20 protein-coding genes and 1 pseudogene are annotated in these 22,648 nt (G+C 71.9%); 12 read left to right on the forward strand and 9 right to left on the reverse strand.

The genetic code is table 11. The features are described 5' to 3' along the window. Window positions 1-6 precede the first annotated feature (6 nt). The 4 genes from ABZS64_RS11250 to ABZS64_RS11265 are packed head-to-tail and all read left to right on the forward strand — an operon-like array spanning window position 7 to window position 5,120. Complete coding sequence (locus ABZS64_RS11250) at window positions 7-840, forward strand: M55 family metallopeptidase (protein WP_355826432.1); 834 nt, start codon at window positions 7-9, stop codon at window positions 838-840. After that, window positions 833-2,167: a M20/M25/M40 family metallo-hydrolase gene (locus ABZS64_RS11255; protein ID WP_355826435.1), complete on the forward strand. Its 1,335-nt coding sequence runs from the start codon at window positions 833-835 to the stop codon at window positions 2,165-2,167. The genes ABZS64_RS11250 and ABZS64_RS11255 overlap by 8 nt, the downstream gene beginning before the upstream one ends. Before the next feature lie 20 nt (window positions 2,168-2,187). Then, the gene (locus tag ABZS64_RS11260) at window positions 2,188-4,191 is read left to right on the forward strand and encodes a prolyl oligopeptidase family serine peptidase (protein WP_355826438.1); all 2,004 of its coding nucleotides are present in this window, start codon (window positions 2,188-2,190) and stop codon (window positions 4,189-4,191) included. After that, on the forward strand, window positions 4,188-5,120 hold the full coding sequence (locus ABZS64_RS11265) for an LD-carboxypeptidase (RefSeq protein ID WP_355826441.1): 933 nt from the start codon (window positions 4,188-4,190) through the stop codon (window positions 5,118-5,120). The genes ABZS64_RS11260 and ABZS64_RS11265 overlap by 4 nt, the downstream gene beginning before the upstream one ends. A gap of 39 nt (window positions 5,121-5,159) precedes the next feature. Here ABZS64_RS11265 and ABZS64_RS11270 read toward each other — a convergent pair whose 3' ends face one another. Continuing rightward, window positions 5,160-6,233, reverse strand: coding sequence for an adenosine deaminase (locus tag ABZS64_RS11270; protein WP_355826444.1), 1,074 nt, complete (start codon window positions 6,231-6,233; stop codon window positions 5,160-5,162). Between the two features lie 67 nt (window positions 6,234-6,300). Next, window positions 6,301-7,047 (reverse strand): GntR family transcriptional regulator, encoded by a 747-nt coding sequence (locus ABZS64_RS11275; protein ID WP_355826447.1) that lies wholly within the window; start codon window positions 7,045-7,047, stop codon window positions 6,301-6,303. Between the two features lie 220 nt (window positions 7,048-7,267). On the opposite strand from ABZS64_RS11275, the gene ABZS64_RS11280 reads away from it, so the two are divergent. The 4 genes from ABZS64_RS11280 to ABZS64_RS11295 all read left to right on the forward strand — a co-directional run bounded on the left by ABZS64_RS11280 (window position 7,268) and on the right by ABZS64_RS11295 (window position 12,403). Continuing rightward, the gene (locus tag ABZS64_RS11280) at window positions 7,268-8,725 is read left to right on the forward strand and encodes an MFS transporter (protein WP_355826450.1); all 1,458 of its coding nucleotides are present in this window, start codon (window positions 7,268-7,270) and stop codon (window positions 8,723-8,725) included. 142 nt (window positions 8,726-8,867) lie between these two features. Continuing rightward, on the forward strand, window positions 8,868-9,422 hold the full coding sequence (locus ABZS64_RS11285; RefSeq protein ID WP_355826453.1) for a GNAT family protein: 555 nt from the start codon (window positions 8,868-8,870) through the stop codon (window positions 9,420-9,422). Between the two features lie 61 nt (window positions 9,423-9,483). Next, window positions 9,484-10,383: an arginase family protein gene (locus tag ABZS64_RS11290; RefSeq protein ID WP_355826456.1), complete on the forward strand. Its 900-nt coding sequence runs from the start codon at window positions 9,484-9,486 to the stop codon at window positions 10,381-10,383. A gap of 40 nt (window positions 10,384-10,423) precedes the next feature. Beyond that, a complete protein-coding gene (locus tag ABZS64_RS11295; RefSeq protein WP_355826459.1) occupies window positions 10,424-12,403 on the forward strand; it encodes a DUF5107 domain-containing protein in 1,980 nt (659 codons plus the stop codon). A gap of 15 nt (window positions 12,404-12,418) precedes the next feature. Here ABZS64_RS11295 and ABZS64_RS11300 read toward each other — a convergent pair whose 3' ends face one another. After that, on the reverse strand, window positions 12,419-12,769 hold the full coding sequence (locus tag ABZS64_RS11300) for a VOC family protein (RefSeq protein ID WP_355826462.1): 351 nt from the start codon (window positions 12,767-12,769) through the stop codon (window positions 12,419-12,421). A gap of 58 nt (window positions 12,770-12,827) precedes the next feature. Continuing rightward, the gene (locus ABZS64_RS11305) at window positions 12,828-13,637 is read right to left on the reverse strand and encodes a class I SAM-dependent methyltransferase (protein ID WP_355826465.1); all 810 of its coding nucleotides are present in this window, start codon (window positions 13,635-13,637) and stop codon (window positions 12,828-12,830) included. Window positions 13,638-13,790: 153 nt separating this feature from the next. Here ABZS64_RS11305 and ABZS64_RS11310 point away from each other — a divergent pair, with 153 nt between their 5' ends. Beyond that, window positions 13,791-14,543, forward strand: coding sequence for an MBL fold metallo-hydrolase (locus ABZS64_RS11310; protein WP_355826467.1), 753 nt, complete (start codon window positions 13,791-13,793; stop codon window positions 14,541-14,543). On the opposite strand, the gene ABZS64_RS11315 is transcribed toward ABZS64_RS11310, so the two are convergent. From ABZS64_RS11315 to ABZS64_RS11325, 3 genes and pseudogenes are all read right to left on the reverse strand, one after another. Then, on the reverse strand, window positions 14,540-15,073 hold the full coding sequence (locus ABZS64_RS11315; RefSeq protein ID WP_355826603.1) for a GNAT family N-acetyltransferase: 534 nt from the start codon (window positions 15,071-15,073) through the stop codon (window positions 14,540-14,542). The genes ABZS64_RS11310 and ABZS64_RS11315 overlap by 4 nt on opposite strands. Window positions 15,074-15,100: 27 nt before the next feature. Continuing rightward, a pseudogene (locus ABZS64_RS11320) lies at window positions 15,101-15,571 on the reverse strand (GNAT family N-acetyltransferase); the annotation flags it as partial. A gap of 72 nt (window positions 15,572-15,643) precedes the next feature. Then, window positions 15,644-17,146, reverse strand: coding sequence for a phosphatase PAP2 family protein (locus ABZS64_RS11325; RefSeq protein ID WP_355826469.1), 1,503 nt, complete (start codon window positions 17,144-17,146; stop codon window positions 15,644-15,646). 305 nt (window positions 17,147-17,451) lie between these two features. Between ABZS64_RS11325 and ABZS64_RS11330 the strand changes: the two genes are divergently transcribed. From ABZS64_RS11330 to ABZS64_RS11340, 3 genes are all read left to right on the forward strand, one after another. Continuing rightward, on the forward strand, window positions 17,452-18,654 hold the full coding sequence (locus ABZS64_RS11330) for a sulfite oxidase (protein WP_355826606.1): 1,203 nt from the start codon (window positions 17,452-17,454) through the stop codon (window positions 18,652-18,654). Window positions 18,655-18,770: 116 nt separating this feature from the next. Next, the gene (locus ABZS64_RS11335; protein WP_355826472.1) at window positions 18,771-19,988 is read left to right on the forward strand and encodes an aminotransferase class I/II-fold pyridoxal phosphate-dependent enzyme; all 1,218 of its coding nucleotides are present in this window, start codon (window positions 18,771-18,773) and stop codon (window positions 19,986-19,988) included. A gap of 12 nt (window positions 19,989-20,000) precedes the next feature. Continuing rightward, window positions 20,001-21,146 carry an MBL fold metallo-hydrolase gene (locus ABZS64_RS11340; protein ID WP_355826474.1) on the forward strand — a complete coding sequence of 382 codons (1,146 nt, stop codon included), beginning with the start codon at window positions 20,001-20,003 and terminating at the stop codon, window positions 21,144-21,146. Here ABZS64_RS11340 and ABZS64_RS11345 read toward each other — a convergent pair. Next, window positions 21,126-21,806 (reverse strand): VTT domain-containing protein, encoded by a 681-nt coding sequence (locus ABZS64_RS11345; protein WP_355826477.1) that lies wholly within the window; start codon window positions 21,804-21,806, stop codon window positions 21,126-21,128. The two genes, ABZS64_RS11340 and ABZS64_RS11345, sit on opposite strands and share 21 nt — an antisense overlap. Next, entirely contained in the window at window positions 21,803-22,567 is a 765-nt protein-coding gene (locus ABZS64_RS11350) for an MBL fold metallo-hydrolase (protein ID WP_355826480.1), read from the reverse strand. Before ABZS64_RS11350 ends, ABZS64_RS11345 begins: the two co-directional genes overlap by 4 nt. Window positions 22,568-22,648: the final 81 nt, after the last annotated feature.

Raw genomic sequence — 22,648 nt, forward strand, 5'->3', positions numbered from 1 at the left:
GATGCCGTGAAGATCCTCATCAGCGCCGACATGGAAGGCGCCACCGGTGTGACCTGGCCCGCCGACGTGCTGCCGGGCACTCCCCAGTGGGAGCGCTGCCGCACGATGTTCACCTCGGACGTGAACGCGGCGGCGCTCGGTTTTTTCGACGGTGGCGCCGACGACGTGCTCATCAATGAAGCGCACTGGACCATGCGCAATCTGCTGCTGGAGCACCTGGACGAACGGGTCCAGATGCTCACCGGCAGGCACAAGTCGCTGTCGATGGTCGAGGGCGTGCAGCACGGCGACGTGGACGGCATCGCCTTCGTCGGCTACCACACCGGCGCGGGCGCCGAGGGTGTGCTCGCGCACACGTATCTCGCCAACTCGATCACGGGTGTGTGGCTGAACGGCACCCGCGCCGGCGAGGGCCTGCTCAACGCCCATGTGGTCGCGGAGTACGGCGTGCCGGTGGTGCTCGTCACCGGAGACAATCTGACCTGCGTGGACGCCGACGGGTACGCGCCCGAAGCCCGCAAGGTCGCCGTGAAGGACTATGTGTCCCGCTATGCGGCGGTCTGCCGCACTCCTGGCCGGACCGCGTCCGACATCCGTGCCGCGGCCAAGGAGTCGACGGCTCTCGCCGGGCGCTACGAGCCCGTGCGGGGCGGTCCGTTCACCGTGGAGCTGGAGTTCGACGCGGAACATCTCGCGGCCGCGGCCACCGTCGTGCCGGGCGTGGCGGGCAGCGGTGAGCGACGGGTCGCGTATACCAGCGAGACGATGTATGAGGGCATTCGTACCTTTAAGGCGGTCACGACGATCGTCTCGGCGGCAGTGGAGGAGCAGTATGGCTGACATGACAACGCCCATCGACGGACAGGCGCTCGACGAGGTGGTGACCTTCACCTCCGAGCTGATCCGGATCGACACCACCAACAGAGGCGGCGGCGACTGCCAGGAGCGGCCCGCCGCCGAGTACGCCGCCGAGCGGCTGGCCGGCGCCGGTCTTGAGCCCACTCTGCTGGAGCGCACCCCGGGGCGTACGAATGTCGTCGCCAGAATCGAGGGCACCGACCCGTCCACCGATGCCCTCCTCGTCCACGGCCATCTGGACGTGGTGCCCGCCGAGCCCGCCGACTGGTCCGTGCACCCCTTCTCCGGGGAGGTCCGCGACGGGGTGGTGTGGGGCCGCGGCGCGGTCGACATGAAGAACATGGACGCGATGGTCCTCGCGGTCGTACGGGCCTGGGCGCGCGCGGGCATCAAGCCCCGGCGCGACATCGTCATCGCGTACACCGCCGACGAGGAGGCAAGCGCGATCGACGGCTCGGGCTTCCTCGCCGACCACCATCCCGGCCTCTTCGAGGGGTGTACGGAAGGGATCAGCGAGTCCGGAGCCTTCAGCTTCCATGCCGGGCCCGGCATGACGCTCTACCCGATCGGCGCCGGAGAGCGCGGCACGGCCTGGCTCAAGCTCACCGCGCACGGCAGGGCCGGACACGGCTCCAAGGTCAACCGCGCCAATGCGGTGACCCGGCTGGCCGCGGCCATCGCCCGGATCGGCGAGTACGAGTGGCCGGTGCGGCTCACCACGACCGTGCGGGCCGCGCTGGCCGAGCTCGCCTCGCTGTACGGCATCGATGTCGATGTGGACGCGGACGGGTTCGACGCGGACGCACTCATGTCGAAGCTCGGTCCGGCCGCCGCGCTGGTCGAGCCGACCGTGCGCAACAGCGCCAACCCGACGATGCTCGAAGCCGGTTACAAGCTCAATGTGATCCCGGGGCACGCGACCGCCTATGTCGACGGGCGGATGCTGCCCGGCGGCGAGGCCGAGTTCAAGGACACCCTTGACCGGCTGACCGGTCCGGACGTGGAGTGGGAGTTCCACCACCGCGAGGTGGCACTGGAGGCACCCGTTGACTCCACGGCGTACGCCAAGATGCGCGCGGCCGTCGAGCGCTTCGACCCGGACGGCCATGTCGTGCCGTTCTGCATGGCGGGCGGCACCGACGCCAAGCAGTTCTCCCGGCTCGGCATCACCGGATACGGCTTCTCTCCGCTGAAGCTCCCCGTCGGTTTCGACTACGCGGCCCTGTTCCACGGGGTCGACGAGCGCGTCCCGGTCGAGGCGCTGCACTTCGGCGTCAACGTTCTCGACCACTATCTGCGGTCCGCATAGGGACATAGGGGGAGTCGGCAATGGTACCCACGGGAGCCTACGGAAGCTGGCCGTCGCCGATCGACGCGGCACTCGCCGCCTCGCACGACGGCCGCCCGGAGTTCCTCGGCATGATCGGCGACGAGGTGTGGTGGACAGCGCCACGCCCCACCGAGGGCGGCAGACGCGCCCTGATGCGCCGACGGGCCGACGGTGCCGAGGAGTCGGTGCTCCCCGCCCCGTGGAATGTCCGCAGCAGGCTCATCGAGTACGGCGGGCACCCCTGGGCCGGTGCCTGGCGCGCCGACGGCGGACCCCTTGTCGTCTTTGTGAACTTCGCCGACCAGCGGCTGTATGCGTACGAGCCGGACGTGCCGGAAGCCGCGCCGCGTCCGCTCACCCCGCTGTCCCCGGTCGGCGGCGGGCTGCGCTGGGCCGACCCGCAGGTCATGCCGGAGCGGGGCGAAGTCTGGTGTGTGCTGGAGGAGTTCACGGGTGACGCGCCGACCGACGTACGCCGGGTGATCGCGGCCGTACCCCTGGACGGCTCCGCGGCCGGGGACCGCGGGGCGGTGCGAGAGCTGTCCGACGACCGGCACCGCTTTGTCACCGGGCCGCGGCTGTCCCCGGACGGGCGGCATGCCGCCTGGATCGCCTGGGACCATCCGCAGATGCCCTGGGACGGCACGGTGGTGATGCTCGGCGAGGTGACGGAGGACGGTCCGTTCGGCGGGGTGCGGCCGGTCGTCGGGGACACGGACGAATCGGTCTGCCAGGTCGACTGGGCGCCGGACGGCTCGCTGCTCTTCGTCTCCGACGTGGGCAACTGGTGGGAACTGCAAAGGATCCGGCTCGACGCACTCGCGCCGGGCGCCGTGCCGAGCACCGGACTCTGTCCTGGCCGCGGTCAGGAGTTCGGCGGGCCGCTGTGGAAGATCGGCCTCAAGTGGTTCCACCCGCTGGAGAACGGACTGATCGCCGTCATCCACGGCAAGGGCACAACCGCACTGGGGATCCTGGACCCGGAGACCGGCGAGCTCGTCGACGCCGCCGGGCCCTGGACCGAATGGGCAGCCGCCCTCGCCGTGCACGGCGACCGGGTGATCGGGGTCGCGGCCAGCCCGCGCAGCGCGTACGAGGTCGTGGAGCTCGACACCTCCACCGGGCGGACCCGGGTCATCGGCTCGGCGCATGACGACCCGGTGGACCCGGCGTACTACCCGGAGCCACAGATCCGCACCTTCACCGGACCGGACAACCGCGAGATCCACGCCCACATCTATCCGCCCCACAGCCCCGACCGGATCGCGCCCGACGACGAACTTCCGCCGTTCGTGGTGTGGGCGCACGGCGGCCCCACCGGTCATGCCGCGCTCGTCCTCGATCTGGAGATCGCGTACTTCACCTCACGCGGCATCGGCGTCGCCGAGGTCAACTACGGCGGCTCCACCGGGTACGGCCGCGAGTACCGCGACCGACTGCGCGAGCAGTGGGGAGTCGTCGACGTCGAGGACTGCGCGGCCGTCGCCGAGACCCTGGCCGCCGAGGGCACGGCGGATCCGGCGCGACTGGCCATCCGCGGGGGCAGCGCGGGCGGCTGGACCACCGCCGCCTCCCTCACCACCACCGATGTCTACGCCTGCGGCACCATCATCTATCCGGTACTCGACCTGATGAGCTGGGCGACCGACGAGACCCATGACTTCGAGTCGCAGTATCTGGAGTCGCTGATCGGCCCGCTCGCCGAGGTCCCCGGCCGCTACCGCGAACGCTCGCCGCTGCAGCACAGCGACCGGATCGCCGTGCCGTTCCTGCTGCTCCAGGGCCTCGACGACGTGATCTGTCCGCCCGTGCAGAGCGAACGGTTCCTGGCGCAGATGGCGGGACGCGGCATCCCGCACGCGTACATCGCCTTCGAGGGAGAGAGCCACGGCTTCCGCAAGGCCGACACCATGGTCCGCGCGCTCGAGTCCGAACTGTCCCTCTACGCCCAGACCTTCCGTATCAACCGCCCCGACGTCCCCCTGCTGGAGCTCAAGAAGTGACCCTGAATCCCCTGGCCCGGCCCGCGCGACTGAGGCCGGGAGCCAAGGTCGCTGTCGTGTCCACCAGCGGTCCCGTTCCTGACGACCGGCTCGAAGCGGGTCTGGCGATCCTGCGCGGCTGGGATCTGGACCCCGTCGTGATGCCTCATGTCCGCGACCGGCACCCGGAGTTGCCCTATCTCGCCGGGACGGACGAGGACCGCGCCCGTGATCTGACCCGCGCCTGGTGCGATCCCTCGGTATCGGCGGTGATCTGCGCACGCGGCGGATACGGCGTGCAGCGCATGGTCGACCTGCTCGACTGGAGCGCGATACGCGCCGCCGGTCCCAAGATCTTCGTCGGCTACAGCGATGTCACGGCGCTCCATGAGGCCTTCGCCGTCCGGACGGGCCTGGCCACGCTGCACGGCCCGATGGTCGGCGCGCTCACCTTCCTCAAGGACGCGCGTACCCAGGAGTCACTGCGCGCCACGCTCTTCGAGCCCGAGTCGGTACGCACCCTGGGCCTGGAGACGGCCCGCACGATGGTCCCCGGCCGGGCCCGGGGCATCACGCTCGGCGGCTGTGTCTGCCTGCTCGCGGCGGATCTCGGGACCCCGCACGCCCGGCCGTCCGCCCGCGGCGGTCTGCTGCTGATCGAGGATGTGGGCGAGGAGGACTACCGGCTCGACCGGATCCTCACGCAACTGCTGCGCTCCGGCTGGCTGGAGGGCGTTGCGGGCATCGCCCTCGGATCGTGGGAGGAGTGCGGTCCCTACGAGAGCGTTCGGGCGGTGCTGCTCGACCGGCTCGGCGGTCTGGGCGTACCGGTCGTGGAGGAGTTCGGCTTCGGGCACGGGGTGCCGGCGCTGACGATACCGTTCGGGGTCCCGGCGGTGCTGGACGCGGACGCCCGCACGCTGACGCTGGACGAGCCCGCGCTGAGCTGACGCCCGGCCGCACCCCCGCGTGCGGCCGGGCGCCGGGCGTTACTCGCCCGCCGACAGCGCCGCGTACCCGGGGCGGATGACCTCGTCGATCAGGCGACGGCGCTCCGGCAGCGGCAGGAACGCCGAAGCGACCGCGGCGACGGTGAACTCCTCGAAGACCTCGGGGCCGTAGCCGAAGGCGTCCACCATGTGCTGGAACTCCTGGCTCATGGTGGTGCCGGAGACCAGCCGGTTGTCCGTGTTGAGCGTGATACGGAAACCGAGGCGGCGCAGCAGATCGATGGGGTGCGTCGCGTAGTCCTTCGCCGCGCCCGTCTGGAGGTTGGAGGTCGGGCAGACCTCCAGGGCGATCCGGTTGTCGCGTACGTACGCGGCCAGGTGGCCCAGGTCCGCGGTGCCGTCGTCGTGGACCGTGATGTCGTCGGTGATGCGGACGCCGTGACCGATCCGTTCGGCGCCGCAGACCTGCACCGCCTCGTGGATGGACTCGGCGCCGACGGCCTCGCCCGCGTGGATCGTGAAGTGGCAGTTGTGCCGCTTCAGATGCTGGAAGGCGGGCAGATGGCGGGCCGGCGGGTTGCCGATCTCGCCGCCCGCGATGTCGAAGCCGGCCACTCCGCGCTCGCGGTGGGCGACCGTCAACTCGGCTATTTCCAGGGAGCGTTCGGTGTGGCGCATGCCGGTGAGCAGGGCGCGGACCGTGATCCGGCCGCCGCTGCGGCGCTCGCCCTCGCGAAAGCCCTCGTTGACCGCGTCGACGACCTCGTCGAGGGTCAGGCCGCGCTCCAGATGCTGCTCGGGCGCGTACCGCACCTCGGCGTACACGATGCCGTCCGCCGCCAGGTCCTCGGCGCACTCCGCCGCGATGCGCTCCAGCGCCTCGCGGGTCTGCATCACTGCGCAGGTGTGGGCGAAGGTCTCCAGGTAGCGCTCCAGGGAGCCGGAGTCCGCGGCGTCGCGGAACCAGACCGCCAGCTCGGCCGGGTCCTCGGTGGGCAGCTCGGTGTAGCCGCACTCCCGGGCCAGCTCGATGATCGTGGCGGGGCGCAGACCGCCGTCCAGGTGGTCGTGAAGAACGGCCTTGGGTGCGCGCAGGATGTCAGACAAGTGCATGCAGCGGGAGTGTACGGCACCTTCTGGGACGGTGCCGTGACGGGCGTCTCCCGTGCCTGCGCCGTCCTCAGTTCGACTGGAGTACGGGCATGGCGGGCGCCCCCGTCGGCAGCATGTGCTTGGCCGCCAGGATCGGGGTGTCCCCGACCCGTACCACCTGGGTGACCAGCACCGCAGGGGTGTCGGCAGCCCGGCCGAGCTGCTCGCCGCGCCGCTGTCCGAGCAGGGTCGCGGTCACCCCGCTGTGGCCGGTCAGCGCCACCCCGCGGGAGGCCGCGGCAAGGACCGCGAGCATGGAGGTGGCCGCAGCGGGCGCGGCACGCAGCGCATCGGCGAAGGCGGGATGCGCCCGGTCCAGGACCTCCTCGGCGGCCGCCCACTCCTGGCTCAGCGCCGCCGCCGTGCCCTCACCGGCCAGCAGCGACTCCCAGAACCGCAGCTCGGCCCTGGCCGGGGCGAGCAGATGCTGGGTGGTGAAGTCGGTGGGCTCCTCGACGGCCCGCAGCAGGGGCCGCACCCGCAGTGGCGAGCCGCTGGACAGCAGCTCCTCAAGCGGCTGGATGTGCTCGTAACCCCGCCGTGGCGGGCGGTCGTTGACGGTCCGGCCCACTCCCCGGCGTACCGAGAGCAGGCCGTCCTCCTGGAGCAGCAGCAGGGCCTCGCGCAGGGCGGGCCTGCTGACCCCCAGTTCGGCCGCGAGCCTCGGCTCGGACGGCAGCGTGGAGCCGGGTGGATAGGTGCCTTCGTGGATGGCGTCCGCGATCCGCTCGTACAGGACGACGACCGGTCTCCGCTGCTGTCCGCTGACTGCCACTGACTCTCCTCGGCTCACTTGTCAGCAAGTTATGCGAGCCGGAGCGGCCGGGCAACGCTCGCGAGATCTCGGATGAGCTGCGATTTCCGTTCAGCTGTAGTTCACAGCCGGAAGGGCTTGACGTTCTACGCCCGTAGATCCCAACCTGTCTGAGCGCGACTTGTCTGACAAGCAAGATCGCATTCCATTGAGGCATGACATCCAAGGCAAAGGGGCCGACATGTCACCCACGCTCGGCCGGACGCGTTCCGGGGCCGAATCCGACCTGGCGGGCCGCGGCGGCATGCTGCTGGCCATGGTGCTCGCCGTACTCGGCTACCAGATCAACGCCACCATGCTCAGCCCCGCGCTGCCGGATGTCATCGAGCGCCTCGGCACCACCACCGCTGCCGCCGGTCTCTCCCAGACCCTCTTCTTCCTGATGGCGGCCATCGGCCAGGTCACCCTCGCCCGCCTCAGCGACCAGCGCGGCCGCAAGCCCATGATGGTGGTCTGCGCGTTCGTCCTGATCGCGGGCAATCTGCTCTGCGTCTTCGCGCCGAACATCGAGATCTTCATCGCCGGCCGCATCCTCCAGGGCATGTCGGCCGCGATGTTCACCCTCGCCTTCCTCACCCTGAACCAGCTGCTCACCCCGGCCGGGTTCGGCAAGGCCGCGGGCATCGTCACCGCCGTCAACGGCGGCCTCGCGGGCATCGACGCCATCGCCGGCGGCCAGATCGCCGACACCATCGGCTTCCGCGGCATCTTCGTCTGCTCCACGCTGATCGCGGTCGCGGGCCTCTTCGGCGTGCGCAAGTACGTCCCCGACGTCCCGCCCACCACCGCCGACGCCCGCTTCGACTCGCGCGGCATCGCCGCCCTGTCCATCGGGCTCACCGGCATCCTCGTCGGCCTCGCCCAGGGCGCGAGCTGGGGCTGGGCGTCGCCGCTCACCCTCGGCTTCCTGCTCGGCGGGCTCGCGGCCCTCGTCCTCTTCGTCGTCTCGCAGAAGAGCGCCGCCAACCCGGTCATCGACATCGAGGTGCTCGCGTCCCGCCGCGCCTGGCCGCTGCTGATCACCACGGTCTGCACGCTCGGCGGCGCCTTCGGGGCCGTCGCGCTCACGATCCCGCTCTTCTCGCAGGACGCCCGCGTCGGCCTGGGTCTGTCCGCCGTCACCGCCGCCGTCCTCTTCCTCACGCCCATCCAGCTGATCGGCGTGATCTCCGCGCCGCTCACCGGCCGCCTCGGGCCGAAGATCGGCTGGCGCAGGATCGTGGTCACCGGCGCCGTCGCCAACTTCGCGATCTTCGTCTTCGCCACGTTCTTCCTGAACAACGCATGGACCCTGGTGGCCTCGCTGGCCGCCCTCGGCGTCACCTACGGCGGCTTCATGCTCACCGGCCTCAACGGCCTCGCGGTCACCACCGCCCCCAAGGACAAGCCGGGCTCCCTCTCCGGCCTCAACGGCGCCTGCTTCGGCATCGGGGCCTCGCTCGGCATCGCCATCGCGTCCGCGATGATCACCGCGGGCAGCGACGCACAGGGCCCGACCGAGGCGGGTTACCAGCACGCCATGTACGCGGCCCTCACGCTGCTGGCCATCGGCGTGGTCACCTCGCTGCTCATCCAGCGCCCGGAGTCCGGGACCGTCGCCGCCGAGGAAGAGCCGCAGCTGGTGCTCGCCCACCACTGACGCACCACACACCTCACCCGGACGGCCCGCTCCATCGCCCTCATGGGACCAGGATCCGTCCATCCTGGTCCCATGAGCTCCACTCCACTTCTTCCACCGGCGTACCCGGTAGCACCGGCCGGACAGGGCCTAGGCTGACCCGATGCCCGAGATCTCCACCGCCAAGCCCTTTCTCGCCGCAGGTCCGCGGGTCGCGATACGCCACTACGCGTACGAGGACAGCGAGGAATTCACGGAGCAGGCGCGCCGGAGCACCGGGCACCACCGGCCGTGGCTCTTCCCGCCCACCACGGCCGATGCCTACGCCGAGTACGCGGCCAAGCTCATCGAGGACCCGACGAAGGCCGGATTCCTTGTCTGCGAGCGCGAGTCCGGCGCGATCGCGGGCTTCATCAACATCAACAACATCGTCGCGGGCGGCTTCCGCTGCGGGGCGATCGGCTACGGCGCGTTCGCGCACGCGGTGGGCCGGGGCCTGATGGGCGAGGGCCTCGGGCTGCTCGTGCGGCATGCCTTCGGTGCCATGGGCCTGCACCGTCTGGAGGCCAACATCCAGCCGCTGAACGCGGCTTCCATCGCGCTCGTGCGCCGTGCGGGCTTCCGCCTCGAGGGCTTCTCGCCCGACTTCCTCTTCATCGACGGTGCCTGGCGGGACCACGAACGCTGGGCGATCACAAGCGAGATGCTCGACCCCTGACCGTCAGCGCCCCTTGGCCAAACGCATTGAAGATCCGCAGTACCGGCGTGAGGATGGATGCATGCGGAACATCGTGGTCGTCGACGCACCCTCCAACCTGGGCCTGCGGCCCCCGGCTCCCGGCACCGTCCCCGGCTGCTACAAGCTTGCCGGCGCGCTGCGCGAACAGCGGATCGTGCAGCGTCTCGGTGCCTTCGAGGGCGGGGTCGTCGTCCCGCCACGGTACGACCGCGGCGACTGGCAGGAGGGCGACGGGGCCTTCAACGCCGCCGGTATCGCCGCGTACACCCCAAAGCTCGCCGACCGGATCGAACGGCACGTCAGGGCCGGGGACTTCCCCCTTGTCCTCGGCGGTGACTGCTCCATCCAGCTCGGCGCCGCACTCGCGCTGCGCCGCCTCGGACGCTACGGCCTGGCGGCCATCGACGCCTCCGCCGACTTCCGGCACCCCGGCAACTCCGACCGGGTCGGGGCCGCCGCAGGTGAGGAGCTGGCGCTCTCGACCGGGCGGGGACAGCAGGACCTCACGGACATCGAGGGACTGCGGCCCTATCTGCGCGACGAGGACGTACGGCTGCTCGGGATCAGGGACTACTTCGACGAAGACCGGGCCGAACTCGCCCAGTTGAAGATCCCGACGACGACGGTGGGGGAGCTGCGCGAATGGGGCGTGGCGGACACGGCGGGGGCCGTGGTGCAGTCCCTCGAAACGACAGCGCTCGACGGCTTCTGGGTGCATCTCGACGCCGACGTGCTGGATCCGAGTGTGATGCCCGCCGTCGACAGCCCCGACCCCGACGGCCTGCTGCCGCCCGAAGTGACCGCCCTGCTCCGTGCCTTGGTGCGTTCCGAGCACTGCGTCGGGCTCAATGTGACCGTCTACGACCCCGATCTGGACCCGGAGGGCACCGCGGGTGAGCTGCTCGCGGGCCTGATCGTCGCCGCCTTTGCCGAAGCCTGACCCACGGAGCCCCTGGTCAGGGCGGCGTCCTCCGTGTTCCATGGTCGTCATGACGACCGTGCGACGCGCCGTACTGACCCTGCCCGCAGCCCCCGTGGGCCCGCCGAATCCGCTGCCGGCACTGCGTCCGCTTGACGAGATGCACGCCATCGACGAGCGCGCCAAGCAGGAGCTGCCGCGCGAGATGGCACGGCAGATCGGCTACGAGCCGCTGCGCACGCTGCTGCCGGTGCGGGTGCTCGACGGGTACGGCCGCGAGCGCACCGAGAGCCCTCTCGACGCGATCGTGATTGAGAACGAACGGCTGCGGGTCACGTTGCTGCCGGGCCTCGGCGGCCGGATCCACTCCCTGCACCACAAGCCGACCGGGCGTGAACTCCTCTACCGCAACCCGGTGTTCCAGCCCGCCGACTTCGCGCTCAACGGCGCCTGGTACTCAGGCGGCATCGAGTGGAACATCGGCGCCACCGGCCACACCACCCTGTCCTGCGCACCGCTGCACGCCGCCATAGTCCCCGCGCCCGACGGCGGCGAGATGGTCAGGCTCTGGGAGTGGGAGCGGCTGCGCGACCTTCCGTTCCAGGTCGATCTGTGGCTGCCCGAGGACTCCGACTTCCTCCATGTCGGCGTACGGATCCGCAACCCGCACGAGCGGCCCGCGCCGGTCTACTGGTGGTCCAACATCGCCGTCGCCGAGAACGAGACGACACGTGTGCTCGCACCCGCCGACGAAGCCTGGCACTTCGGATACGAGCGCAGCCTGCGGCGCGTCCCCGTGCCCGAATTCCAGGGCGCGGACCGGACGTATCCCCTGCGCAGCGAATACCCCGCCGACTACTTCTATGAAGTGCCGGCCGAGGCCCGTAAGTGGATCGCCTCGCTGGACGCGGACGGTCACGGCCTCGTCCAGACCTCGACCGATGCGCTGCGCGGCCGCAAGCTCTTCCTCTGGGGCTCGGGGCGGGGCGGACGGCGCTGGCAGCAGTGGCTGACCGAGCCCGGCACGGGAGGTTACGCGGAGATCCAGGCCGGGCTGGCGCGCACCCAGCTGGAGCATGTACGCCTCGACGGCGGCGAGGAGTTCAGCTGGCTGGAGTCGTACGGGCCGCTCGCCGCCGACCCCGGGCTCGTGCACGGCGACGACTGGGACGCCGCGCGCGCCGAGGCCGGGGCCCGGCTGGCGGACGCCCTGCCGCGGGAAGCTGTGGATGCCGCGTACGAGGCATGGCGGCCCTTCGCGGACACCGAACCGGGCGAGCGGCTCGCCACCGGATCGGGCTGGGGCGCGCTGGAGGTGCTGCGTGCGGGACACAAGCTGCCCGGCACGCCCTTCGACGAGTCGACGCTGGGCGAAGAGCAGGCTCCCTGGCGGGAGTTGCTGAGGACCGGCGTCTTCCCCGCGCCCCGCAGGGTCGTCCCGCCCGGCCCCTCGCTCGTGGCAACGCACTGGCGCGACATGCTGGAGACAGCCCCCGCCGAACCGCTGACCGAGTACCACCTCGGCGTCGCCCAGTGGCACGCGGGCGACCTCGCCCAGGCCGTACGCAGCTGGGAACGCGGCCTCGAACTCGCTCCGTCCCGCTGGCCGTTGCTCCGCTGCCTCGCGGTCGCCGACCGGGAGGGCGGCCATACGACGCGCGCCGCCGAACGCTACGCCGAGGCCTTCGACGACCTGTGCCAGGAGCGCCGCGACGACGGCGCGACCTGGACGTCGGCCACGGCAGCCCTCGGCCGCGAGGCGATTGCGGCCCTGCTCGCCGCCCACCGCACCGCGGAGGCCCGTGCGGTCTGGGACCGGCTCCGCCCGGCGGTCCAGCAGCGCGGCCGCTTCCGGCTGATCGACGCCCAGCTCCTCATCGCCGAGGGCCGCAAGACCGAAGCCCGCGCCATCTTCGACGCGGGCTTCGATGTGGCGGACCTGCGCGAGGGCACGGAGATCCTCGAAGAGGTGTGGTCGCAGCTCACCGACGAGCCGCTGCCCGAGGCGTACGACTACCGGATGCGTCCTTCAGGGGGCTGAGGCGACCGGCCCGGCTCAGGCGGCCTTGCGGTCGACGTACTCGAAGACCGACCCGTCCGGGTGGACGGCGATCAGATTGCGGCCCACCGGGGTCGGCACCGGACCGGCGACGATCCTCGCGCCGACCTCGGAGAGCGTGGCGTACGCCTCGTCCACGTCCTTCACCGCGATCGTCGCCGTCACCTTGCGCAGCACCTCCAGTTCCGACTCCGGTCCGCTCATCAGCAGGAAGCAGCCGACGGCTGCGACCGAGACGCCGCTGCGCTCGAAGCGCAGGGGCGTGGCGCCGGTGAGCCGCTCGTAGAAGGCCGCCGCGGCCTCCAGGTCGTCGACGCAGATGCGAAGCGTGGTTCCGAGGATCTCCATACGGGCGAGCGTAGTTCGCGCCGGCGGGCGGCGAAATCGATTGCCGGATTGTTCTCGCTCAGGCCCGGCAGAGGACCTCGCCGTGCGGAACCATGAACCAGGCGTCGTCCTGGCCGCCCCAATCCCGCCAGCCGTCGGCGACCGCCGCCAGCCGCTCCCGCGTCGCATGGCCGCCGTCGACCGCGAGTTTCGCGTACACCGACGCGGTCGTACGGTCCGCCCACAGACCGCTCCACCAGGCGCGCTCGTCGGGCGCGGCGAAACACCAGGCGGCGGCCGAGGCGGTGATCCCGGTGAAACCGGCGGCGCGGGCCCAGGACAGCAGTCGGCGTCCGGCGTCCGGCTCTCCGCCGTTCGCCCGCGCAACGCGCTGGTACAGCCCCTGCCACTCGTCCAGCGCGGGGACTTGGGGGAACCAGGTGAACGCGCCGTAGTCGCTGTCGCGCGCCGCGACGATGCCGCCGGGCCGGCAGACCCGCCGCATCTCGCGCAGCGCCTGTACGGGATCACCGACATGCTGCAGCACCTGATGGGCGTGGACGACATCGAAGGAGTCGTCCGGGAAGTCCAGCGCGTGGACATCGGCGACCGCGAAGCGGACGTTGCCGACGCCTCGCCCGGCGGCCGTTTCGCGCGCCTGGCTCAGGACGTCCTCGGCCGCGTCGACCGCCGTCACCCGGCCCGGCGCCACCAGCTCGGCCAGATCCGCGGTGATGGTGCCCGGACCGCATCCCACGTCCAACACGTCCATGCCCGGCCGGAGTTCACCGACGAGATACGCCGCGGAGTTCGCGGCGGTCCGCCAGCGGTGCGAACGCAGCACCGACTCATGGTGCCCATGGGTGTAGACGGCGGTCTCCTTCGACATGGCCGATCTCCTTCTCCGGAAGCGGGTACCGCAACGGTACGCCGGAGTCCCGTATTTCGAGACCTGCGTCTTGATATGTGGACAAGACGTATGCGCGCCCCCGGCTTGAGGGGACCGGGAACAAGATCCGGGCGCACGGCAGTTACGGCTCACATGACGGTTTCGATTCAGTACCTCGGCGGACCCACGGCGATCCTGGAGATCGGCGGCCTCCGGCTGCTCACCGACCCCACCTTCGACCCGCCCGGCGAATACCCCATCGGCGAGCGCAAGCTCGTCAAGAGCGCGGGCCCCGCCCTCGCCGCCGACGAGACCGGCCCTGTCGACGCCGTACTGCTCTCGCACGACCACCACCCGGACAACCTCGACCGCTCAGGGCGGGAGTTCCTCGGCCGCGTGCCGCTCGTGCTGACGACGCCCGCCGCGCACGGCCGCCTCGGGGACGCGGTCACCCCGCTCCCGAACTGGACCTCCCACTCGGTGGGCCCCGTCCGCATCACCGGCGTACCCGCCCAGCACGGCCCCGACGGCACCGAGCATCTGGTCGGCGAGGTCACCGGATTCGTCATCGACGGCGAGGGGCTGCCCACGGTGTACGTCAGCGGGGACAACGCCTCCCTCGACGTCGTCCGCACGATCGCGGACCGCTTCGGCCCGGTCGACATCGCCGTCCTCTTCGCAGGCGGCGCCCGTACCCCGCTGCTCGGGGACGCCTATCTGACGCTGCCGAGCGCGGCCGCGGCCGAGGCGGCCCGGATCCTGGGCGCGCGTCAGGTCGTACCGCTGCACTTCGAGCACTGGGGGCACTTCAGCCAGGGCCCGGAGACGCTCACCGAGGCATTCGCGGAGGCAGGGCTCGACGACCGGCTGCTTCTGCTGAAGCCGGGCGAGAGCGTCGAGCTCTAGGCCGTACGGGGGCTCACGGCGAGGTCCGCCTGCCAGCGCACCTCGCCGTCCCGCACCCGGTCGGAGGGGGTGAGACCGGCCGCTGCGGCCACGGCCGCCGAGGCGAGATGGTCCGGGTGCACATGGGCGACGGCCGTGTGCACCGACCGGCCCGCGAGCCAGCCGACGAGCGCCCGTGCCGCCTCGGTGGCGATGCCCCTGCCCTGCCAGGGCGTGCCGACCACCCAGGCGATCTCGGCCGCACGGCCCCGCCCCGAAGGGCTCACCGTCGCCTGGACGGTGCCCGCCAGAGCGGACTCGGCCCGGAGGCTGATGACCCAGTTGCACCAGGACACGGCCGGATCGGGCGCACCCGCCAGCATGCGGGCGTACCGAGAGCGCAGAGCGTTGACGGTATCGGGCGTACCGCCGATGAAGGTGTGCAGCGACGGATCGGCGAGGGCCTTGGCCATCTCCTCCGCGTGCTCCACGGCGAGCGGCAGCAGCACCAGCCGGTCGGTGCGGATCGGTTCGGGTCCGATCCTCGGCAGCAGCGGGCGCTGATAACGCAGCTTGATCAGCGGCAGACCCGCGCTCGTGTCCACCTCCACGGCGCCGTCCTGACGCCAGCCGGACGCCTCGTAGAACCGGCGAGCACGCTCATTGGCCTCCAGCGCCCACAGCATGGCGCGCGTGCAGCCCGCCTCCGTGAGCTCGTGGACGACGGCCGCCAGCAGGCGCGTGCCGACGCCGGTGCCCCAGACGTCCGGCAGCGCGTACAGCGTGCCGATCTCCGCGGTGCCCGCGGTGCGGCCCGGCGCGTACGACGCGAAGGCGACGATCCCCTCCTCGCTCTCGGCGACCAGCACACCCGCGGTGGGCCTGCGGGGCTGGGTGAGCCGTCCCGTCCAGGCCAGCGCCTCACGCGCCGGGTCGAGCGCGTCGAGATGCTCCTGCGGTACGAGACCGGAGAACGCCGCCTGCCAGGACCGTACGTGGACCGCGGCGATCCCCGGAGCGTCATGGGTCTGCGCGCGGCGGATCTGCATGTGCTCATGGTGCGGGACGCGCGGCGGCCCGTCGATCCGGTTTTCTTCGCCGGGCGCTCCGGAGCGGGAGCCTCAGAGCAGGGCCTGCGGACAGTAGACCGTGAGCGCCTCCCGCTCCTTGTCCACCACCAACTCCGGTGGTGCGATGGTCACTTCACCGTCGTATGCCAGCGGTGTGCCCGGCGCGAGCCCCGAGATCCGCACCTTGTGCATCTTCTGCGCCGCGTGCAGCGGCGAGCGGCTCAGCGGTCCGGCGAGTGCCGCGGCGAGCAGCCGCAGCCCCGGCCGGAGGCCGCCGTGCACCACCCGTACATCCAGCAGGCCGTCGGCCAGATCCTGACGGTGTCCGGGCGTCGGGCCCATCGCCTGATAGATGCCGTTCCCGACGAACAGCAGCCACATCGGGCGGCGGCGGCCCTGAACCTCGGCCTCCAGGGGATGTTCGCCTCGCAGCACCCGCGCCGCCGCGATCACCCCGGCAGCCCAGCCGCCGATGCGCGGCGACCAGTGCTCGCGGATACGCACCAGCTCCGGATAGACGCCCAGGCTGAAGGTGTTGAGGAAGTGGCCCGCCTCACTGCCGCCGCCGTCGCCGCCTTGGCCGCCGTCGCCCGGTCCCGGGGTGAAGCGCCCCAGATCGACGCGGACGGCCGCGCCGCCCGCGAGAGCCCGGCAGGTGTCCTGGACCGTTTCGATGCCCAGGTCGTACGCGAAGTGGTTGAGCGTGCCGCCGGGGAAGACGGCGAGCGGCACACGGTGCGCGGCGGCGACGGTCGCCGCCCGGTTGACGGTTCCGTCGCCGCCCAGGATGCCCAGCGCCCGGCCGCGGCCCGCCGCCTTCTCCAGCTCCGAGGACAGCTCGTCAGGCGCGCACTCCACGACCTCGGCGAGCGGCAGCATCGTATGCACCAGCCGGGCCGAATCCGCCGAGCCCGCCTGCCGGTTGACCACGACCACCAGGCCGTCGCCGTCGGGCAGCACGGGTGCGTCGGTGTGCGGCCGGCCGGGCGGAGGAAGCTGCGAGCGGGTCGGGACCACGCCGCGCACCGCGAACGCCGCCCCCACACCGAGTGCCGCGCCCACCAGCACATCGCTCGGATAGTGCACGCCCGTGTAGACACGCGAGAAGGCGACCGACGCGGCCACCGGCGCGACGATCGCGCCCCAGGTCCTCGACTCCAGCGCCACACCGGTCGCGAAGGCCGCAGCCGACGCTGCATGCCCGGAGGGGAAGGACGTGGTGAACGGCTGCCGCTTCAGCTGCCGTATCACGGGCACCGCGTCGAGCAGCGGCCGCGCCCTGCGCACCGAGCGCTTGCCGATGGTGTTGATGGCGGCGGAGGCGAGCGCGAGCGACGCCACACCCCGTACGGCGGCCCGGCGCGAGCGCGCGCCGGGGCCCAGCGCCGCCATCCCCGCGGCCGCGCCGAACCAGAGCAGCCCGTGGTTGGCGCTGCGGCTCAGCCGCGGCAGCACCGGTTCCGCGAGGGGCCAGTGCCGGGCGGCGACGGCGTGGTGGACCTGCCGGTCCCACCGGCCGAGCAGCCCCGCGACGCCGGCGCGGACCTGGGACATTCCCTCTGAGCGAGCCTGTGAGCGAGCGTGCGTGTGAGCGTCGGACATGGATCGCGGGTACCCCGTGTGCGGCGCCGCCACGCAGGAGGGGACCCATTCGGCCACGTCAGGAGCAGGAACGGACGAACCCGGTGCCCGCCGCGGGGCGCCCGCCTAGGATCGCGGACATGGTCTTCTACAGGGACAACTGCGCGCCTCCGGCTGCCGCTTCGCGCCGCGCGCTGTCCTGTCCCTGTTGCCCGTGTCCCCGCTGACACTGCCGACCCCTTTTCCGCGTGCACCCCCTTCTTTCGAGGAGAGCTGTGTTGTCCCCTGCCCTGGACCGCCGTCATCTGCTGAAGCTGCTCGCCGCCGCGCCGGTCGCGGCCCAGTTCGCGGCCGCCGCCCCCGCAACGGCCGCCACCGCGGCCCCTGCGTCCGGCGCGGCCCCCGACATCGTCAAGCCGCTGCCACCCGAGCTGTTCACGATCCGCGGCACCAACGCCGAGAGCAACTTCCCCGCCCTGCACTCCACCGGGCTCCACACCCCCGCCGACCACTTCTTCGTCCGCAACCACACCTCCACCCCCGTGCTCGGCGAGTCGGACTGGAAGCTCACTGTCTGGGGCAGCGGCCTGCACGGCCGCCGTCCCGTCGAGTTCAGCTACGGCGACCTCCGCTCCCTGCCCTCCGTGACCCGTACCGCCGTCGTCGAATGCGCCGGCAACGGCCGCAACTTCTACGCCACCCAGCAGGGCCAGACCGTCACAGGCACCCCCTGGACGCTCGGCGCCATCGGCGCGGCCCGCTGGCGCGGGGTGCGGCTGCGGGACGTACTGCACCGCGCGGGCATCTCGTCGACCGCGGTCGACGTCATGCCCCGGGGACTCGACGACGAGTTCGTCAGCAACGGCGTGAACCACGGAAGGGTGCGCCGCCCGCTGCCCGTCGCCAAGGCCCTCGACGATGTGATCCTCGCGTACGAGATGAACGGCCAGCCCCTCCCGTACGACCACGGCTTCCCGGTCCGGGTGATCGTGCCGTCCTGGATCGGTATCGCCTCGATCAAGTGGCTCGGCGACATCGAGGTGAGCGATACGCCGCTGTCCTCGCCTTGGACCACGCAGTTCTACCGCCTCTTCGGGGACGCCTATCCTGCGGGCGGCAGCGCACCGCTGACCCGCCAGACCATCAAGAGCGCCTTCGAACTGCCACTCGGCGCGAGCCTCGAAGCGGGCACCACGCACCGGCTGACCGGCCGCGCCTGGTCGGCGAAGGCTCCGGTCGGCCAGGTCGAGATCAGCACCGACGGCGGAGCGCACTGGCACCGGGCGCGGCTGCGTGACACCCCGCACCGGGACGGCTGGGTCCGCTGGACGGCCGACTGGCGCCCGCGCGGCACCGGACCGGCCGAGCTGCTGGCCCGTACGGCGGACCGCGCGGGCAACACCCAGCCGGAGCGAACCGTCCACAACACCCAGGGCTATTTCTTCGACGCGGTGGTCCGCCACCCGGTCACCGTCGTCTGACGCCCGGCCGACTGCCGAGCCTACGCGGCGAGCTCCCGCGCGGCGAGCTCGCGCAAACCTCCGTATAAAGGGTTCGTGGGCGGTGACCTGTCCTGGGGACACGCGGAGGTGACGGCATGCAGCGGACGGCTCCGGAGGGCCGTGGCCCTGTCCGTTACGGACCGCCGGCCCCCGAGTCCGGGCTGCCCGTACTGCCCGAGCTCGCCGACGTGCTCGCGGCCGCATCGGACCGCGCGGCGGGCGAGCCGCCGGGAGGCGGCCCCGAACTGCGGGAGGCGGCCTGCGGCTACTGGTGGCGGCGCGGACTGCGCTCCCGGCCCGAGGAGGTGGCCGCGGCGTCCGGCGCGCAACCCCTGCTGTTCGCCCTGATCGGGGCGTACGGCGGGGATGTGCTGATGCCCCGCCCCTGCCCCGCCTGGTGGACTCCGCAGGCCCGGCTCCTCGGCCGGCCCGCCTACCATGTGCCGACCCCGGCGGAGTGCGGCGGAGTGCCCGATCCGTACGCCCTGCTGGAGACCGTACGCAGAGTGCGCGCCGAGGGCGGCATGCCCAGGCTGCTGCTGCTCTCCGTCGCCGACGACCCCACAGCGACCGTCGCCCCGCCCGAGATGGTGCGCGAGGCGTGCGAGGCCGCCGTCGCCGAGGGGCTGCACATCATCAGCGACGAGACCTGGCGCGACACCGTGCACAGGCCGCATGAAACGGTGCTGCTCAGCCCCGCCGAGATGTGCCCGGATGACGTGACCGTCATCAGCGATCTGGCGGGCGCGCTCACGCCCGCCTCCTGGCCGGTGGCCGTCGCCCGCTTCCCGCGCACCGACGAGGGCGCACTGCGCCGCGCGAGAACCCTCGACATCCTCACCGCGGTCGGCGCGGTGGTCGCCGAACCGATCGCAGCGGCCGCGGCCCACGCACTCGACGAGCCGGGTTCGGTCACCGAAAGGATGGAGCGGGCAGCCGCCCTGCACGCGCGCGTGGCCGCCGAGGTGCACCGCGCGGTGCTCGTCTCGGGAGCGCTGGCCCGTCCGCCGCAGGCGGGCCGCCATCTGTACGCCGACCTCGGGCCGCTGCGCTCCCGCCTCGCCGAGCGAGGCGTGAGCGACTCCATGGAGCTCGAGGAGTATCTGACCGACCGGCTCGGGGCGCCCGTGCCCGGCGGGCACCGGTTCGGCGACGAACTGGGCGCGCTGCGGGTACGGCTGGCCACCGGGCCGCTGCTGGGGACCACTCCCGAGCAGCGGCAGGAATCACTCACCTCACCGGCACCTCTGGAATTGCCGCATGTGGCGGAGGCGTTGAGCATTCTTGGAACGGCCTTCGACGAACTGCGTTGAACGGAGCCCCGGATGACGGAACAGGCGGAGCACTCGGGACAAGCAGACGACTCGGATCAGGCGCCCCACCCAGCACAGGCAACCCACCCGGCACAGCTGAACCACCCCGCACAGGCGGGCTACCCGTCACACGACGCCGCGAACGGCACAGCGGCCCCGCTCCCTGAAACCGAGAGCCCGGCAGACGGCGTACGCCCCCGGTCCCGCCCCCTCAGCGAGATCCGCATCTGGCCGCGGTCCTTCGCCGACCGGCTGACCACCCCCCTCCCCGGCGTACGCGCCATGGCCCGCCTCGCCAGGGAGGGCGCCGTGCGCCCCGGCCCCGACGGGCTGCGCGACATTCCGCTGCTTCCCTTCGCGCCGGGGCCGCTGCCCGCCGTGGACATCGCGACCGTCGCCGTCACCTGGGCAGGACACGCCAGTTGGGTGCTCGGCATCGGCGGGCTCACGATCCTCACCGACCCCGTCTGGTCCCGCCGGATCTTCGGCACCCCCACCCGCATCACGCCCGTAGGAGTGCGCTGGGAGGATCTGCCGCACGTCGACGCGGTGGTCATCAGCCACAACCACTTCGACCATCTCGACGCCCCCACCCTGAAACGGCTGCCGCGCCACACTCCCGTCTTTGTCCCGGCCGGCCTCGCCCGCTGGTTCCGGCGCCGCCGCTTCACCCGGGTGACCGAACTGGACTGGTGGGAGGGCGCGGAGCTGGACGGCGTCCGCTTCGACTTCGTACCGGCCCACCACTGGTCCAAGCGCACCCTCATCGACACCTGTCGCTCGCTGTGGGGCGGCTGGGTGCTGACCGACCAGCTCGGCCAGTCCGTGTACTTCGCGGGCGACACCGGCTACGGCCACTGGTTCAAGGAGATCGGCCGCCGCCACCCGGACCTCGATGTGGCGCTGCTGCCGATCGGCGCGTACGACCCGCGCTGGTGGCTCAGCGATGTGCACACCGACCCCGAGGAGGCGGTGCGCGCCTTCGAGGACCTCGGTGCGCGCAACATGGCCCCGATGCACTGGGGGACGTTCGTGCTCTCCGCCGAGCCGGTCCTGGAGCCGCTCAGCCGGGTCCGTGCCGCCTGGGAACGCACCGGCCGCCCGCGCGGACAACTGTGGGACCTGCCGGTGGGCGGCTCACGCCTGCTGACCGGATGAGCCCGCCGAACCGGGGCGCGACCCGCGCCGGACCCTGCGCCAGACCGTCGGCGCCCCGCTGACCACCACCGTCAGTGTCACCGCCACGACCACGCCCTTCCACGGCTCGTCGAACAGGGAGCCTCCCAGAATCCCGATCAGCTGATACGTCGCCGCCCAGGCCAGGCACGCGGGGATGTCCCCGCGTACGAAGTCGCGCAGCGGCATCCGGCTGAGCAGGCAGGCCAGCATCACCGGGATCCGCCCGGCCGGCACCAGGCGGGAGAGCACCAGCACCGTCACGCCGTGCTCGTCCAGCTTGCGCTCCGCCTGCTCGAGGCGGTCGGGCGCGGCACGGTCGCTCAGCGCCGCGAGCCACCGTGAGCCGTTCTTGGAGCGGATCCCGCGCTGCCCGAGCCAGTACAGCGTCACATCCCCGAGGAACGCTGCGAACGACGCCACCAGAAACACGAACAGCAGCGACAGCGGGGCCGTCTGATGGAAGGCCACCACCGCCGCCGAACTGACCACCGCCCCCGTCGGCACCACCGGCACCAGCGCACCCAGCGCCACCAGCAGGAACAGCGACGGATAGCCGACAGCCTGCTGCGTCGACTCAGGCGGCAGCTTCCCGACGATGTCGGACAGCTGCCCGAGCGTCTCCCACGGCCTCGAAGTCACCGGGCGGCCTCCGGCCTGACCCGCTCGCCGTGCCCGAGCCGGTGCACCGCCACCTGCGGAGCCAGCCGCGCGGCCTTGCGTACGAACTCCTCGCCCGGGGCGTAGAACTCGTGCGGCCGGATCCCGTCCATACCGATCGGCCAGTACGTGCCGTAGTGCACCGGCACGGCCGCACGCGGCGCCAGCGAGGCCAGCGCCTGTGCCGCCCGGCCCGGATCCAGATGCCCGTGCCCGAGATACGGTCCCCAGCCACCCACCGGCAGCAGCGCCACATCGACCGGACCGACCTCGTCCGCCATCGAGTCGAAGAGCCCGGTGTCCCCGGCGAAGTACGTACGCGCCTCACCGCTGATCACATAGCCGAGCGCGGGCGAGCGGTGTGGCCCGAGCGGGAGCCGCCGCCCGTCGTGCATCGCGGGCACGGCCCGCACCACCAGCTCCTCGACCTGCACTTCGTCACCCGGTGCCATCTCGATGACCCGCAGCCCCAGCCGGGCAAGACCCGGCACGGACCGTGGCGCGGCGCGCGGCACCACCAGCCGGGTGCCCGGTGCCAGCCGCGCCAGCGACGGCAGATGCAGATGGTCGGAGTGCAGATGGGACACCAGGACCGCCTCGGCGACAGCGGCCTCGGCGGGAGGCAGCTCACCGCACCGTCTGCGCAGGTGGGCCAGCCTGCGTACGAACAGCGGATCGGTCAGCACCCGCACACCGGAGTCCTCGACCGTGCAGGTGGCATGACCCCACCAGGTGACCTCCACGCCCGCCTCCTCGTTTCCCGTACGCGTACGAGCCTAGGCCCCGGGGAAGTCCGGGTGGCGTCGATGCCGGAGTAGGGTCGG

The sequence above is a fragment of the Streptomyces sp. NPDC005408 genome (assembly GCF_040606445.1).
GTDB lineage: Bacteria > Actinomycetota > Actinomycetes > Streptomycetales > Streptomycetaceae > Streptomyces.